Raw genomic sequence first — 14,698 nt, forward strand, 5'->3', positions numbered from 1 at the left:
GCAGGCCGCATACCCGCCAACGAGGAATATTGCGGAACAGTTGAATTCAACTCATCAATCGACCAGTTGATCGTTGAACCATTCGAGCATCTGCGCCACCGCCGGGCGCTCCAGCCGCAGCCGCTCGCAGACCAGTGCGTATTGGCCGAGGGCGGTCATACTGGAGGCGAAGGGCCGCACCAGCCGGCCACTTTGCAGATCTTCCTGCGCGGTGAGGTTGTCGCCCATGGCCACGCCCTGCCCTTGCGCTGCGGCTTCCAGCGCCAGTCCAGCGTGGGCGAAATACAGCTGACGCTGCGGGCGCAGATCACCGGCGTGGCTGGTCAGCCAAGCGGTCCAGGTCTTGCCGTCCTGATCGTCGTGCAACAGGCAGTGACGAACCAGATCCTTGGGTGTTTTCAAGGTGCCCTGGTTGAACAGGCCGGGGCTGCACACCGGGAAAAACTGCAGAGCGGGCAACGGGCGGACGAAGTAGGCGCTGCTGTCCACCGGACCCGTGCCGTAGGTGATCGCCAGATCGATGTCTTCGCCGGGCGCCGTGGCGTCGATCGGTTGTTCATAAAGGTGCAAGGTGATGTGCGGATAACGCGCGTAGAAATCGGTGAGGCGACTCATCAGCCACTTCTGCGCGAGTTCGGCGGTGACGGCCAGCCTGAGCACTGCCAGTGACGATGGATCGCGCAGTTCATCGCAGGCATCGCCGATCAGTTCGAAGGCCTGTTGCAGGCTTTGCATCAAGCGGCCGGCGGCGATGGTCGGGCGGATTTGCCGACCTTCGCGGATGAACAGTGAGACGCCGAGTTGTTCTTCGAGTTGGCGGATCTGATGGCTGACGGCGCTGTCGGTGACACAGAGTTCGGCGGCTGCACGGCCGAAATGCGCGTGGCGGGCGGCGCATTCGAAGGTGCGCAGAGCGGCCAGTGAGGGAAGTCTTCGCATGGGGGTGATCCGTTTTTTTGGCCATGCTGACTGCGCTTTGGGAGCGCGTCCAGCCTTGTCACCCTCACCCCAGCCCTCTCCCGGAGGGAGAGGGAGCCGACCGAGGTGTCTGGCGTGATACATCGACCTGAAAGACTGAGTCGATTATGGATTCAGAAGAAAACTCTCACGTCGGCGTACCTCTTCAATATCCCACGGTCAGTCCCCTCTCCCTCTGGGCGGTCCGACGTTTCGGGAGGGTTAGGGTGAGGGGCTTTTGACTGTATCGCACTGTATACCCCGAAGCCGCAGACACACCAAAAGCACAATCTGCCACCCCGCCGACACATCCCCGATACACCCCGACGCTGAAATACCCCGGTCGATCCAACTTGCCCAACCCACCGGAGCTGCATCATGACCACCACCCTTTCCACCACCGTCAAACACCTGCACCTGAACCTCGATCGCGCTGGCACCTGGCTCGCCCCGCTGACCCTGCGCCTGTTCATCACCTGGGAATTCTTCGAATCCGGGCTGGAGAAATTCAACGGGCAGAACTGGTTTGAAGACATCCAGGACAAATTCCCCTTCCCCTTCGACCACCTACCGGCAACGCTGAACTGGGAGCTGTCGATGTGGGCCGAACTGATCTGCGCGCTGGCGATTCTGGTCGGCTTCGGCACGCGTATTTCGGCGATCTCGCTGATCGTAGTGACCGTGGTCGCCACCGCTGCCGTGCACTGGCCGGCCGACTGGTCGTCATTGAGCGAGTTGGCGCAGGGTTATGCGATCACTAACAAAGGCTTCGGCAACTTCAAGCTGCCGGCGATTTACCTGGCCGCGCTGCTGCCGCTGGTGTTCGCCGGGGCGGGCAAATTGAGTGTCGATGCGTGGCTGGCGCGGGTGTTCTGGAACAGAAGCACCCGCTAAGGCTCAGTGCGCCCGGTCAAGCCCGACGAGCAAGGCGCTGTCACGGCTGTAGATGTCCGGCGCGTAACGTACGTTTCCGCTGCTGTCGACCTGCGCTGTCCAGTAGGTCATCAGGATCGGCACCGGCGCCGACAGACGAAATTCGTGGGTGGTTCCGGTGGCCAGCAGGGTTTCGGTGCGGGCTTTTTCCGCAGGGGTCAGCAGCAGATCGCGCAGCTGCATCGGATGCTCGACGCGCACGCAACCGGAGCTGAACGCGCGTGGGCCTTTTTCAAACAGCGCCTTGCTTGGCGTGTCGTGCAGGTACACCGAGAACGGATTGGGGAAGCGGATGACCATTTGTCCCAGCGGGTTACGCGGCCCGGCGTCCTGACGCAGCATGATGTTGCCGGGGTTGTCCCAGTCGATATCCGCTGCCGCCAACGGCTGACCGTTGGCGTCGAGCACTTGCAGGTTCTGGCGGCTGAGGAAGGTCTGGTCCTTGCGGATTGCCGGCAACTTGTCTTCTTTCCAGATGGTCGGCGGCACGGTCCAGGTCGGGTTCAGGGTCAGGCGCGTGACCCGCGATTTGAGCAACGGCGTCTGGCGTTCCGCGCGACCGACCTGGGTGCGGGTCTGCCACACCGGCACGCCGCCCTGATACAGCGTCAACTCAGCGGCGGCGACGTTGACCAGCAGGCCATTGGGTTCCATGTCCTGAGCCATCCAGCGGAAGCGCTCAAGGTTGACGCGCAATTGTTCACGGCGAATCAGCGGGCTGATGTTAAGTTCGGCAATCGTTCCTGGCCCGACCACACCGTCGGCCTGCAAGGAATGATTGGCCTGAAAACTCTTTACGGCGTCGACCAGCGCGCCGTCATAAGCATTACCCGGTGTGCCAATGGCATGGGCCAGGTAGCCCTCGCTGTACAAGCGCTGGGCCAGTTCCGGCACGCGTTTGTCTTCCATGGCAGGGCGCAACAGCGGTCCGCTGCCCACCGATTGCCATTGCGGCAAGGCTTTGAGCCGTTGCGCCGCGTACAGCTGACGCAGGTCCTGATATTGCGCCAGACGCGGACGGGCCAGATCAAACGCGGCGGGAATGTCGTGCATGCCCGGTACGGCGATCGCCAACAATTCCGCCTGACGGTCACGCGGGCTGGCGTCGGCATGCCACAGCGGTTCGAAGTGTGATTGCAGCAGGCTTCCGTAATGCAGATCCTGCAGGGCCTGGAGGTAGTTGCGGCTGATGTCGATGTCGGCACACAACTCGCCATCCTGCGGCGCCGTGGTCGCGACCGGATAGCGCTTTGGATTGAGACCATCATCGGCCAACAGCTGCAATTGCGCGCGCAACACCGGCAATCGTGCCGACTCACTGGCCCACACCGGCATCCAGTCCTGCTGCTGGTAGAACGCCTGCAATTGCGTCAGCGCCGGGCCGTTGAGATGCGCGGCAATCGCCGGGCACGACTGCGGCAGATTGATCATTACAGCCTGCAACGGACTTTGCGGCTCGACCGGCATCTCGGCCGGTGGCGTTGGCAGTGTCTCCAGCGGCGGCAACGGCTCATCGGCACAAGCGACAAACGGCGCAGCGAGCAAACAAATGCTCAAGTAGCATGCGTACTTTTTGAACAACTGCTTTACTCCAATCCATGGCCGTCCAGATGATGGCCAACCTTACATCAGGTGCGCTTGAGAGTCAGGCTCGATCAACGGGCTTGCGGGTATTGACTGGGAGTCAGGAGCCAAAGTGCCAAATAAGTAGCAAGTGAGGACACTTTATAAAATGTTGACGTTTTTGCGCCGACTTCTGTTGACCACCGCGACCCTTGTCGTGGTGTCCAGTCCCGTTTTTGCTGCCGGCAAACCATCGCCGGTTCTCTACACCAGCCTCGCGCACGCCGCGCCAGAACTCAATCCCCAAGCGCTGAAAGGTGCGTTGAACGCCATGCAGTGCGCGGTCAACAACGGTGCGAAACCGTCGCGTCACCTGGCGATCATCGACTATTCGCAGCCATCCACCGAACGCCGTCTGTGGATCTTCGATCTCAGCAAAAAGAAATTGGTACTGCGTGATCTGGTTGCCCATGGTTCCAATTCCGGGGAAAACTTCGCCACGCAGTTTTCCAATGTCGAAGGCAGCTACCAGTCCAGTCTTGGCCTGTTCCGCACCCAGGAAAGCTACAGCGGCACCCACGGTTATTCGCTGCGCATGGACGGTCTGGAGCCGGGCTTCAATGACATGGCTCGCGATCGCGCCATCGTCATTCACGCCGCCAGTTATGTGAACCCGTTGTGGAGCAAGAAACAGGGGCGCATCGGCCGCAGCCAGGGTTGCCCGGCAGTAAGGCCACAGATTGCCAAGCAGGTGATCGACCGGTTGAAGAATGGCCAGTTCATGTTTTCGTGGTACCCGGATCAGCGCTGGCTGAAGTCCTCGCCGTATCTGAACTGCCAGCCGCAGCAGGTGGCGAGCATCCTCAATACCCACGCGAGCTAACCGACCACCACAAATCCCCTGTGGGAGCGAGCCTGCTCGCGAAAGCGGGGTATCACTCACCGGAGATATTGGCTGTGCCGGCCTCTTCGCGAGCGGGCTCGCTCCCACATTTGATCTCGGTTCGGCCGAAGATCTACTGATCAACCCGATCCCCTGTGGGAGCGAGCCTGCTCGCGAAAGCGGGGTATCACTCACCGGAGATATTGGCTGTGCCGGCCTCTTCGCGAGCGGGCTCGCTCCCACATTTGATCTCGGTTCGGCCGAAGATCTACTGATCAACCCGATCCCCTGTGGGAGTGAGCCTGCTCGCGAAATCGGTGTATCAGTCACTGGAGATGTTGGCTGTGCCGGCCTCTTCGCGAGCAGGCTCGCTCCCACATTTGATCGCGGTTCGGTCGAAGTTCTGCTGATCAACCCGATCCCCTGTGGGAGCGAGCTTGCTCGCGAAAGCGGAGTGTCAGTCACCGGAGATGTTGGCTGTGCCGGCCTCTTCGCGAGCGGGCTCGCTCCCACATTTGATCTCGGTTCGGCCGAAGATCTACTGATCAACCCGATCCCCTGTGGGAGCGAGCCTGCTCGCGAAAGCGCTGTGTCAGTCACCGGAAATATTGGCTGTGCCGGCCCCTTCGCGAGCAGGCTCGCTCCCACACTTGATCTCGGTTCGGCCGAAGATCTACTGATCAACCCGATCCCCTGTGGGAGCGAGCTTGCTCGCGAAAGCGGAGTGTCAGTCACCGGAGATGTTGGCTGTGCCGGCCCCTTCGCGAGCAGGCTCGCTCCCACATTTGATCGCGATTCGGCCGAAGATCTACTGATCAACCCGTTTCACTGTGGGAGTGAGCCTGCTCGCGAAAGCGGAGTGTCAGTCACCGGAGATGTTGGCTGTGCCGGCCTCTTCGCGAGCGGGCTCGCTCCCACATTTGATCGCGATTCGGCCGAAGATCTGCTGATCAACCCGATCCCCTGTAGGAGTGAGCCTGCTCGCGAAATCGGTGTATCAGTCACTGGAGATGTTGGCTGTGCCGGCCTCTTCGCGAGCAGGCTCACTCCTACAGTTGAACTGCGCTCGGCTTATGATCAAAGCCATGAGCATCAACGCCACCGCGACGCCAAAAGTGATATGCAATCCGCTGGCAATCGCCGTAGCCGGCGCCTGTGTCGGATCGCCCGCTGCCAGCGCAAACACCGCGCCCATCACCGCCGCGCCAGTGATCAAGCCGAGGTTGCGCGCCAGCCCGAGCATCGCCGAAACCACGCCACGCTGATCCTGACTGACCCCGGCCATCAATCCGGTGTTGTTGGCCGCCTGGAACAACGCGTAACCGACAGCTATTACCATGATCGGCAGTACATACGCGGCCAGTCCCATACTCATGGGCAGGAGTGCCAGCAAGCTGCAACCGCCGGCCATCCCGAGCAATGCGCCCGGCACAATCCGTCGCGCGCCGAAGCGATCCACCAAACGTCCCGCCGGTACCCCACTCATTGCGGACAACAACGGTCCGATCGATAACGCTACTCCGACCATTGTGCTGCTGAGACCCAAACCCCGGTGCAGGTAAAACGGCCCGACCACCAGCGTGGTCATCATCACCGTCGTCACCAGCAACGTCAGCGTTAGACTGCTGCTCAGTCGAGGATCGCTAAACAGCGACAAACGAATCAGCGGCGCCTTGGCCTTCTTCTCGATCATGAAGAACAACCCCGCGCCGCACAGGCTGGCCAACAGCAACGGCACGGTGAAACCTTCAAGGGTCATTGCCAGCGCATAGGCCGCCAGCGTCAACACCAGCACCGCGCTGCCAGAATAATCGAACGCGACTCGCGGCCCAGCGGCCCGATCCGCTGGCAAAAAGCGGTACACCAGCCAGACATTGAGCAAACCCAACGGCACGTTGAGCAGAAAAATCGCCTGCCAGCCGACATGCGTCATCAATAGCCCGCCCAGCGACGGCCCAAGACTGGTGCCCGCCGCCGACATCGTCGCCAGCAAGCCCATCGCACTGCCCGCCCGCGCCTTCGGCACCGCATCGGCCACCAGCGCCACCGTCAAGGCAAACATGATCGCCGCACCAACACCTTGCACCGCCCGTGCGCCGATCAGCCAACCCAGTCCCGGAGCCAACGCGCAAGCCAACGAAGCGCTGGTGAAAATGCCGATCCCGATCAGCAGCAATCGCCGCCGTCCAAAACCATCGCCCAGACGCCCGACACTGACAATCAATGTAGTGATCGCGAGCAGATAAGCCAGCACGATCCATTGCACTTGTTGAAACGTCGCATCAAACGCCGTCGCCAGAATCGGCAACCCGGCGTTGGCAATGCTGGTGTCCAGCGACGGCATCAACATCGACAGGGCCAGACTGGTCAGCGCCCATCGGGCGGGACTGTTCAAGGGTTCTCGGGGCATGATCGGCTCGCAACGCATAGGTGATGCGTCATAGCCTGAGCCTCGACAACACCCGGCGCAAGACGCATGCTTTGCACTCAATACCTGCATGGAACGCCATGTCATGACTGCGCCGGACCTGAACCTGCTGATCACCCTCGACGTGTTACTGCGTGAAGGCAGCGTCGCCCGCGCCGCCAAATGCCTGCGGTTGAGCCCGTCGGCCATGAGTCGCGCCCTCGCCCGTCTGCGCGAAACCACCGGCGATCCGCTGTTGGTGCGCGCGGGTCGAGGCCTGGTGCCGACGCCCCGCGCATTGGAATTGCGCGAACGAGTCAGTCATTTGGTGCAGGACGCCGAAGCGGTTTTACGGCCCGCCGAAGTGCTCGACCCGCGCCGCTTGCAACGCACCTTTACCGTGCGCAACACCGACGGCTTTGTCGAAACCTTCGCCGCCGCCCTGCTCGCGCGCATCGCTGAAGAAGCACCCGGCGTACGCCTGCGCTTTGTGCAGAAAGCCGACAAGGACAGCACGCCGCTGCGCGAAGGCCGTGTCGATCTGGAAACCGGCGTGGTCGACGACAGCACCGACCCGACGCTGCACAGCCGCATCCTGTTTCAAGATCAGTGGATCGGTGTGGTGCGTGAGGGGCATCCGTTGAGCGCGGGGAAAATCACCAGCAAGCGCTTTGCCGGCGGCGAGCACATTCTCATTTCACGGCGCGGACGCAGCAGCGGGCCGGTCGACGAAGCCTTACTCGCGCTCGGCCTGACGCGGGACATCGTCACCTCATTCGGCGGATTCTCGGCGGCGCTGACGCTGGTGCGTGAATCCGACCTGATCGCCACGGTCCCGCAAAGGCATACGAGCAAACTGCGCACGGGCCTGCACAGTTTCGCCCTGCCCTTCGCAATGCCGGACATCAGTGTGTCGATGCTCTGGCACCCGCGCATGGACGCTGACCCGGCGCATCGCTGGTTGCGCGAATGTGTGCGGCAAGTCTGCGCTTAACGCGCGTCGCCACCGGCTGGTTTATAGAAGAGGAATTTTTTCGTTTCAGCGGTTCTGCGGTATTCCTTGGCCCAGCTCGGATGCACATTGCGGTCGTGGAAATACAGCGCGCCGTTGGTGCGATCCTTGAGTTGGCGGTTCAGCGCTTTGCGGGCGATATCCTTGGCCAGCGTGTATTCGGCATCTTCCTTGACCTGGTCCGGACGCCCGTCGCACCACCAGGAAAACTGGCAGCTCTTGCTTTCCGAACCTTGTTTGACGACAGCACACACTGTGTCAGGAAAGCCTTCATGGCCGAGGCGATTCATCACCACACTGGCCACGGCTTCCATTTCCGGCGTGTCTTTGCCTTTGGCTTCCCAGTAGATACTGCGCGCCAGACAGGTGATCGGATCATCCAGCGGTGCCGCGCCGGCCGGATCGACCGCCTGCACTTCGGTCGGGGTGATGGCTTCGGCTTTCGGTGCCGGTGCGGCGCTGACTTTGTCCGCCGCTTTCTCTTCCAGCACTTGGGCTTTTTCTTCAGCCTTCGCTTTGATCGGGGCCTGATCGGTGGCCCATGCAGAGCCTGCCAACAGGGTGAATACAAGACAACCCGCCCAGCCTTTCAATCCCATGTCTGTTCTTCCGGCAGCGCCCGAGTCGGGCAAGGTGTTACGTCGGGAGACACCCGTATCCCGGGGTCTTCGGTGAGTGTAGACGGCAAACCCAGAGACAAAGTTGCGCAGAAAAACCGCTGAATGAAGAAAAAAGACATTGCACTCACCGGGGGCGTTTCGCGCATCATGGGCGCATTCAGCTCAAGGGAGATTTCCATGCGCTTCATGCCATCCGTTTTGCGTCTTGCCGCGTTGTCCGTGGGCGTTATGTTTGCCATCCCGGCGCTGGCCGGCGATGAGTCGCAACTGATCGAGTCGATCAACAGCTACCGCAGCCAACCGCAGCGTTGCGGCAGTCAGGCGTCGAATGAACTGCCACCGCTGGCGGCCGATCCACGGCTGAGATTACGCGCCACCGGTGCTGTCGATCTGCAACAAGCCATGGCCAGCGCCAGTTATCCGATGGTCAACGTGCAGGCGATCACGCTCAACGGCCCGCGTGATGCGGCGTCGGCGATGAAAGCGATTCAGGAAAGTTTCTGTCAGGTGGTGCTCGATCCGCAGTTCGTCGATGTCGGTGTCAGCCGTGATGACCGTGATTGGCGCATTGTGCTGGCGCGGCCGCTGCTGTCGGCCAAGCTTGGCGATGCGCAAAGTGAGGGGCAGAAGTTGCTCAGTGAACTCAACGTCGCCCGCAGCCAGGCGCGTCAGTGTGGTGGTCAGGCTTTTGCCGCTGCCGCACCGCTGGCCTGGAACGCGACACTGGGCACGATCGCCCAGGATCACAGCCGCGACATGGCCAACAACAATTACTTCGACCACAAGGACCGCGACGGCCGCACCCCGGGCGATCGCGCAGAACTCGCCGGCTACAGCGGTCAACTGGTCGGCGAAAACATCGCCGCCGGCCAAGACACCGTGCACAAAGTCGTCGAAGGCTGGCTCACCAGCCCTGGCCACTGCGCCAACCTGATGAACCCGCAATACCAGGAACTCGGCGCCGCCTACGCGACAGACCCGAAAAGCAGTGCCGGGATCTACTGGACCGCGATGTTCGGCGCCCAGTAAGCCCAATCGCAAAAACACCACAACACCTGTGGGAGCGAGCCTGCTCGCGAAGAGGCCATTACATTCAACATCAATGTTGTCTGACCCGACGCCATCGCGAGCAGGCGAAGGCCTACAGGGGGTAGTCAGTGACCTCAAGATCGGCGGCAATAAAAAACCGGAGCCAGGCTCCGGCTTTTTTGGGTCAATGGGTCCTCATCCCCGCCGCATACATCGCCAGTTTCAGCAGGCTCGCCACCACCGCCAGCGACACAACGCTGCCGAGCCAGATCAACAACAGCCAGCCCAGGCGCGTGTACCAGCGACTGCTTTTCACTTCACGCGAATCAATGGTAGCCATCGCCAATCCTCACTTTGCCGCGGAACACGTAGTAGCTCCAGAAGGTGTACATCAGGATCACCGGCAGGATGAACAGTGCGCCGATCAGCGCAAACAACTGGCTCGACGGCGGTGATGCGGCGGCCCAGATGCTCACCGACGGCGGGATGATGTTCGGCCAGATGCTCAGCGCCAGGCCGATGTAACCGAGCAACATCAACACCAGCGTAAACACGAATGGCCAGTGCGTATGCCGCTGACGCAACGTGCGCAGCAACCCGAACACCGCCAGCAATGCCAACACCACCAACCCGGCAAACACCTGCAGATGCCCGTGGGTCGACCAACGCGCCGCCAGCTCCGGATGCAGTTGCAGCGTCCACACGCCAATCACCAGCACCATCGCCATCAACAGCAAGGCCAGCGGCCGGGTGAACAGACGCATCCGCGACTCCAGCATGCCCTCGGTCTTGACCAGCAACCACGTGCTGCCAAGCAACGCATACGCAATCACCAGGCCCACGCCACACACCAACGGAAATGGCGCCAACCAGTCCAGACCGCCACCGGCAAACTGCCGATCGACCACCGGGATCCCGGACACATACGCGCCAATCACCACGCCTTGGGAGAACGTCGCCAGCAGCGAACCACCGATAAACGCCTTGTCCCACCAATGGCGTTTTTGCGGCGACGACTTGAAGCGAAACTCGAACGCCACGCCACGAAAAATCAACCCGCACAGCATAAGGATCAGCGGCAGGTACAGCGCTTCGAGAATCACCCCGTACGCCAGCGGAAACGCGCCATACAACGCCGCCCCGCCAAGCACCAGCCACGTCTCATTGCCGTCCCAGACAGGCGCGACTGTGTTCATCATGACGTCGCGTTCCTGCTCGTCCGGGATCAGCGGAAACAGGATCCCGAGACCCAGATCGAAACCGTCCATGATCACGTACATCATCACCCCGAAGGCGATGATCACTCCCCAGATCAACGAGAGATCGATACCTTGAATACCCATGACTCAATGCTCCTTCACAGGGGTGATAGCCGCCGAAATCGGTCGACGCGGCGTCTGCAATTCATCGCCCGCAGGCGGATGTTCGTGGTGCGGCTGCGGGCCTTTTTTCACCAGTTTCATCATGTAGCCGATGCCCACGCTGAACACGGTGAAATAGATCACCACGAACAGTGCCAGCGACGTGCTCATCTGCGCCACCGAGTGATGCGACGCGGCGTCGTGGGTGCGCAGCAAGCCGTACACCACCCACGGCTGACGCCCGACTTCCGTGGTGACCCAACCGGCCAGCAGCGCAATCAAGCCGCTCGGCCCCATCAGCAACACCAGACGCTGGAAGCCGCGATGCTGATAAAGCTTGCCGCCCCGGCGCAACGCCAGACCGAGCAAACCGACGAGGATCATCAACATCCCCAACCCGGCCATGACGCGGAAGCTCCAGAAGATCACGGTCGAATTCGGCCGGTCTTCTTTCGGGAAGCTCTTCAGCGCCGGGATCTGCTTATCGAGGCTGTGGGTAAGAATCAGGCTGCCGAGATAGGGAATCTCCAACGCATACTTGGTCTTCTCCGCCTGCATATCAGGGATGCCAAACAGCACCAGCGGCGTCGGCCCGTTGTCGGCGTTTTCCCAGTGACCTTCAATGGCGGCGATCTTCGCCGGTTGATGCTCCAGCGTGTTCAAGCCATGGGCGTCACCGACCACCGCTTGAATCGGCGCAATGATCAGCGCCATCCACAACGCCATGGAAAACATCTTGCGCACCGGCGCGGTGTTGTTGCCGCGCAACAAATGCCAGGCAGCCGACGCACCGACGAAGAACGACGTCGCCACAAACGCAGCAATCGCCATGTGCGCCAGACGGAACGGGAATGACGGGTTGAACACAATCGCCAGCCAGTCCAGCGGCATCACCCGACCGTCGACGATTTCAAAGCCCTGCGGCGTCTGCATCCAGCTATTGGACGCAAGAATCCAGAACGTCGAAATCAACGTGCCGATCGCGACCATCACCGTAGCGAAGAAGTGCAAGCCACGGCCGACGCGGTTCCAGCCGAACAGCATCACCCCGAGGAAACCGGCCTCAAGGAAGAACGCTGTCAGCACCTCATAGGTCAGCAACGGCCCGGTGATGCTCCCGGCGAAATCCGAGAAGCCGCTCCAATTGGTGCCGAACTGGTACGCCATGACCAGCCCCGAGACCACGCCCATGCCGAAGTTGACCGCGAAAATCTTCGACCAGAAATGGTAGAGATCGCGGTACGTGTCATTACGGGTTCTCAGCCACAGACCTTCGAGTACCGCAAGAAAACTCGCCAGGCCGATGGTGATCGCCGGGAAAATAATGTGGAACGAAACCGTAAACGCGAATTGAATGCGCGCCAGGTCCAGTGCCTCCAGAGTGAACATGATGATGTCCTCATCCAGGCTGAAAAGCGGCAGCACGAACCCGGGCCACCGCCAGGCGCGAACGCCTGCAGCCAGTCAAATTGCTATGATTTTTATGAGTGGCGGGTTACGCCACCGACGACGGGATCAGGTTGCTGACCTTCGCGGCTTCGAGGCGGATCGCGACGAACTTGGACGTCGGCGTGTAGGTCCGGTCGCCGTAGCTTTCCAGCGGTACCAAAGGGTTAGTCTCCGGGTAATACGCCGCTGCCTGCCCTGGCGGAATGTCGTAGGCAATCAGGGTAAAACCACTGACTCGACGTTCGCGTTCGTCATCCCACAGCGCCACCAGATCAACCTTCTGCCCCGGTTCAAAGCCCAGGCGCTGGATGTCCTGCTCGTTGGCGAAGATCACGTCGCGCATGCCGTAGACCCCGCGATAACGGTCATCGAGACCGTACAGCGTGGTGTTGTACTGATCGTGGGAGCGCATGGTTTGCAGAATCAAATGCGGCTTGACCGGCAAGTTGCGCACGCCTTCGCTGATCAAGTGCTCGGGCAACACGCACGGGGTGAACTGCGCCTTGCCGCTGGCGGTGTTCCAGACCCGATCCGAAGCGTCGTTACCGAGGTGAAAACCACCTGGAATCAGCAGTTTTTCGTTGAAGTTTTCAAAGCCCGGAATCACGTCGGCAATCAGGTTGCGGATGCGCCCGTAGTCGCCCACCACCCACTCCCAATCGATCGGATGCTTGCCCAGCGTCGCGGCGGCGATCCCGGCAATGATCGCCGGCTCGGATTTCAACTGCGCCGACTTCGGCTTCAACTGACCGAACGACAAATGCACCATTCTGAAGGTGTCTTCGACGGTCACGCCTTGCGGGCCTTCGGCCTGGATATCGATGTCGGTGCGCCCGAGGCACGGCAGTATCAGCGCATCGCGACCGGTGACCAAGTGGCTGCGGTTGAGCTTGGTCGCAATGTGCACGGTCAGGTCGAGTTTGCGCATCGCCGCGTGGGTGCGCGGGGTGTCCGGCGTGGCTTGGGCGAAGTTGCCGCCCAGACCGATGAACACCTTGGCGTCGCCACGTTCCATGGCGCCGATCGCCATCACCGTGTTGTGCCCGTGCATGCGCGGCACGTCGAAGTTGAAGCGTTTTTCCAACGCGTCCATCAAGTCTTTCGGCGCCAGTTCGTTGATGCCCATGGTGCGGTCGCCCTGCACGTTGCTGTGGCCACGAACCGGGGAAAGCCCGGCGCCCGGACGGCCGACGTTACCGCGCAGCAGTTGCAGGTTGATGACTTCCTGCAGGGTTGCCACGGAATGCACGTGCTGGGTCAGGCCCATGGCCCAGCACATGATCACGCTTTTGGCGCGGCCATACATGCGCGCGGCCAGTTCGATGTCATGCAACGGCACGCCGGACTGCTCGAGAATGTGCTCCCAGCTTGTTGCTTCGACTTCAGCCAGATAGCTATCGAGCCCTGTGGTGTGCTCGGCAATGAAGGCGTGATCGAACACCGGTTCGCCGCCAGTTGCCTGTGCTTCGCGCTCCCACTGCAACAGGAATTTGACCATGCCGCGAATCATCGCCATGTCGCCACCCAGTGCCGGGCGGAAGTAGGCGGTGTTGGTCGCTTCCCAGCCGTTGCTGAGCATTTCGATCGGGTTCTGCGGGTTCTGGAAACGCTCCAGGCCACGCTCTTTCAGCGGATTGATGCAGACCACTTGGGCGCCACGTTTCACCGCTTCACGCAGCGGTTCGAGCATGCGCGGGTGGTTGGTGCCGGGGTTCTGGCCGATCACAAAAATCGCGTCGGCGTGATGCAGGTCCTCGTAGACCACGGTGCCTTTACCGACGCCGAGGGTCTCGATCATGCTCACCGCACTGGCTTCGTGGCACATGTTCGAGCAGTCGGGGAAATTGTTGGTGCCGAATGCACGAACGAACAATTGATAGAGAAACGCGGCTTCGTTGCTCGCGCGGCCCGAGGTGTAGAACTCGGCTTCATGCGGCGATTTGAGGTTTTTCAGGTGATCAGCGATCAGCGCGAACGCATCTTCCCAACTGATTTCCACATAGCGGTCGACCCGCGCGTCGTAGCGCATCGGGTGGGTCAGACGACCCTGATATTCCAGCCAGTAGTCGCTCTGCTCGGCCAGGCTCGACACCGTGTACTTGTTGAAGAACGCTGGGTCGACCAAACGCCCGGTCGCTTCCCAGTTCACCGCTTTCGCGCCGTTTTCGCAGAACTTCAACATGCTCGCGCCGGGCGCCTCGCCCCAGGCGCAACCCGGGCAGTCGAAGCCGCCGTTCTGGTTGGTCTTGAGCATGGCGCGGATGTTTTTCAGGGCGTTTTCACTGCCCAGCCAGCTCTTGGTCAGGCTGATAACAGCGCCCCAACCGGCAGCGGCGCCTTTGTAGGGTTTGTAACGGTCGACTTGTGACATGGGACTCTCCATGACGATGCACACAGGGATGAACCTGATTCGGTTAAACAGCGACGGCCGACTTTCAAGATTGAAAAGGGGTCGTTGGGTTTGCCGGGGCAAGGATATGAACC

At 61.0% G+C, this 14,698-nt stretch carries 12 protein-coding genes; 4 read left to right on the forward strand and 8 right to left on the reverse strand.

All coding sequences use genetic code 11. From position 1 onward, the window contains the following. Positions 1 to 54: 54 nt before the first annotated feature. Positions 55 to 939 carry a LysR substrate-binding domain-containing protein gene (locus AC5SEM_RS13665; RefSeq protein WP_137216508.1) on the reverse strand — a complete coding sequence of 295 codons (885 nt, stop codon included), beginning with the start codon at positions 937 to 939 and terminating at the stop codon, positions 55 to 57. A 396-nt stretch (positions 940 to 1,335) separates the two neighbouring features. Here AC5SEM_RS13665 and AC5SEM_RS13670 point away from each other — a divergent pair, with 396 nt between their 5' ends. Next, a complete protein-coding gene (locus tag AC5SEM_RS13670) occupies positions 1,336 to 1,851 on the forward strand; it encodes an HvfX family Cu-binding RiPP maturation protein (protein WP_495473308.1) in 516 nt (171 codons plus the stop codon). Between the two features lie 3 nt (positions 1,852 to 1,854). Here AC5SEM_RS13670 and AC5SEM_RS13675 read toward each other — a convergent pair whose 3' ends face one another. Beyond that, complete coding sequence (locus AC5SEM_RS13675; protein ID WP_495473309.1) at positions 1,855 to 3,471, reverse strand: L,D-transpeptidase family protein; 1,617 nt, start codon at positions 3,469 to 3,471, stop codon at positions 1,855 to 1,857. A 151-nt stretch (positions 3,472 to 3,622) separates the two neighbouring features. Between AC5SEM_RS13675 and AC5SEM_RS13680 the strand changes: the two genes are divergently transcribed. Then, positions 3,623 to 4,336, forward strand: a complete 714-nt coding sequence (locus tag AC5SEM_RS13680) for a murein L,D-transpeptidase catalytic domain family protein (RefSeq protein ID WP_137216504.1) — start codon at positions 3,623 to 3,625, stop codon at positions 4,334 to 4,336. Positions 4,337 to 5,333: 997 nt separating this feature from the next. Here the strand turns inward: AC5SEM_RS13680 and AC5SEM_RS13685 are convergent. Next, a complete protein-coding gene (locus AC5SEM_RS13685) occupies positions 5,334 to 6,746 on the reverse strand; it encodes an MFS transporter (protein ID WP_495473310.1) in 1,413 nt (470 codons plus the stop codon). A gap of 103 nt (positions 6,747 to 6,849) precedes the next feature. Here AC5SEM_RS13685 and AC5SEM_RS13690 point away from each other — a divergent pair, with 103 nt between their 5' ends. Further along, a complete protein-coding gene (locus AC5SEM_RS13690) occupies positions 6,850 to 7,737 on the forward strand; it encodes a LysR family transcriptional regulator (RefSeq protein WP_495473311.1) in 888 nt (295 codons plus the stop codon). Here the strand turns inward: AC5SEM_RS13690 and AC5SEM_RS13695 are convergent. Beyond that, positions 7,734 to 8,354, reverse strand: a complete 621-nt coding sequence (locus AC5SEM_RS13695; RefSeq protein WP_122600324.1) for a cell wall hydrolase — start codon at positions 8,352 to 8,354, stop codon at positions 7,734 to 7,736. The genes AC5SEM_RS13690 and AC5SEM_RS13695 overlap by 4 nt on opposite strands. A gap of 198 nt (positions 8,355 to 8,552) precedes the next feature. Between AC5SEM_RS13695 and AC5SEM_RS13700 the strand changes: the two genes are divergently transcribed. Further along, positions 8,553 to 9,404 carry a CAP domain-containing protein gene (locus tag AC5SEM_RS13700; RefSeq protein ID WP_495473312.1) on the forward strand — a complete coding sequence of 284 codons (852 nt, stop codon included), beginning with the start codon at positions 8,553 to 8,555 and terminating at the stop codon, positions 9,402 to 9,404. A gap of 184 nt (positions 9,405 to 9,588) precedes the next feature. Here the strand turns inward: AC5SEM_RS13700 and AC5SEM_RS13705 are convergent, their stop codons facing one another. The 4 genes from AC5SEM_RS13705 to AC5SEM_RS13720 form a co-directional block, all read right to left on the reverse strand. After that, positions 9,589 to 9,744: a DUF2474 family protein gene (locus AC5SEM_RS13705; RefSeq protein ID WP_495473313.1), complete on the reverse strand. Its 156-nt coding sequence runs from the start codon at positions 9,742 to 9,744 to the stop codon at positions 9,589 to 9,591. After that, on the reverse strand, positions 9,731 to 10,747 hold the full coding sequence (gene cydB / locus AC5SEM_RS13710; protein WP_368969029.1) for a cytochrome d ubiquinol oxidase subunit II: 1,017 nt from the start codon (positions 10,745 to 10,747) through the stop codon (positions 9,731 to 9,733). Before cydB ends, AC5SEM_RS13705 begins: the two co-directional genes overlap by 14 nt. A 3-nt stretch (positions 10,748 to 10,750) precedes the next feature. Further along, complete coding sequence (locus tag AC5SEM_RS13715; RefSeq protein ID WP_495473314.1) at positions 10,751 to 12,154, reverse strand: cytochrome ubiquinol oxidase subunit I; 1,404 nt, start codon at positions 12,152 to 12,154, stop codon at positions 10,751 to 10,753. Positions 12,155 to 12,260: 106 nt separating this feature from the next. After that, complete coding sequence (locus tag AC5SEM_RS13720) at positions 12,261 to 14,585, reverse strand: FdhF/YdeP family oxidoreductase (RefSeq protein ID WP_495473315.1); 2,325 nt, start codon at positions 14,583 to 14,585, stop codon at positions 12,261 to 12,263. Between the last annotated feature and the right edge of the window lie 113 nt (positions 14,586 to 14,698).

The sequence above is a fragment of the Pseudomonas sp. CH61 genome (genome assembly GCF_059429415.1).

What these genes read in the sequence shown, in the direction of transcription:
- AC5SEM_RS13665 (WP_137216508.1), bottom strand. Translation starts at nt 939, where the DNA reads ATGCGAAGACTTCCCTCACTGGCCGCTCTGCGCACCTTCGAATGCGCC.
- AC5SEM_RS13670 (WP_495473308.1), top strand. Translation starts at nt 1,336, where the DNA reads ATGACCACCACCCTTTCCACCACCGTCAAACACCTGCACCTGAACCTC.
- AC5SEM_RS13680 (WP_137216504.1), top strand. Translation starts at nt 3,623, where the DNA reads ATGTTGACGTTTTTGCGCCGACTTCTGTTGACCACCGCGACCCTTGTC.
- AC5SEM_RS13685 (WP_495473310.1), bottom strand. Translation starts at nt 6,746, where the DNA reads ATGCCCCGAGAACCCTTGAACAGTCCCGCCCGATGGGCGCTGACCAGT.
- AC5SEM_RS13690 (WP_495473311.1), top strand. Translation starts at nt 6,850, where the DNA reads ATGACTGCGCCGGACCTGAACCTGCTGATCACCCTCGACGTGTTACTG.
- AC5SEM_RS13695 (WP_122600324.1), bottom strand. Translation starts at nt 8,354, where the DNA reads ATGGGATTGAAAGGCTGGGCGGGTTGTCTTGTATTCACCCTGTTGGCA.
- AC5SEM_RS13700 (WP_495473312.1), top strand. Translation starts at nt 8,553, where the DNA reads ATGCGCTTCATGCCATCCGTTTTGCGTCTTGCCGCGTTGTCCGTGGGC.
- AC5SEM_RS13705 (WP_495473313.1), bottom strand. Translation starts at nt 9,744, where the DNA reads ATGGCTACCATTGATTCGCGTGAAGTGAAAAGCAGTCGCTGGTACACG.
- cydB (WP_368969029.1), bottom strand. Translation starts at nt 10,747, where the DNA reads ATGGGTATTCAAGGTATCGATCTCTCGTTGATCTGGGGAGTGATCATC.
- AC5SEM_RS13715 (WP_495473314.1), bottom strand. Translation starts at nt 12,154, where the DNA reads ATGTTCACTCTGGAGGCACTGGACCTGGCGCGCATTCAATTCGCGTTT.
- AC5SEM_RS13720 (WP_495473315.1), bottom strand. Translation starts at nt 14,585, where the DNA reads ATGTCACAAGTCGACCGTTACAAACCCTACAAAGGCGCCGCTGCCGGT.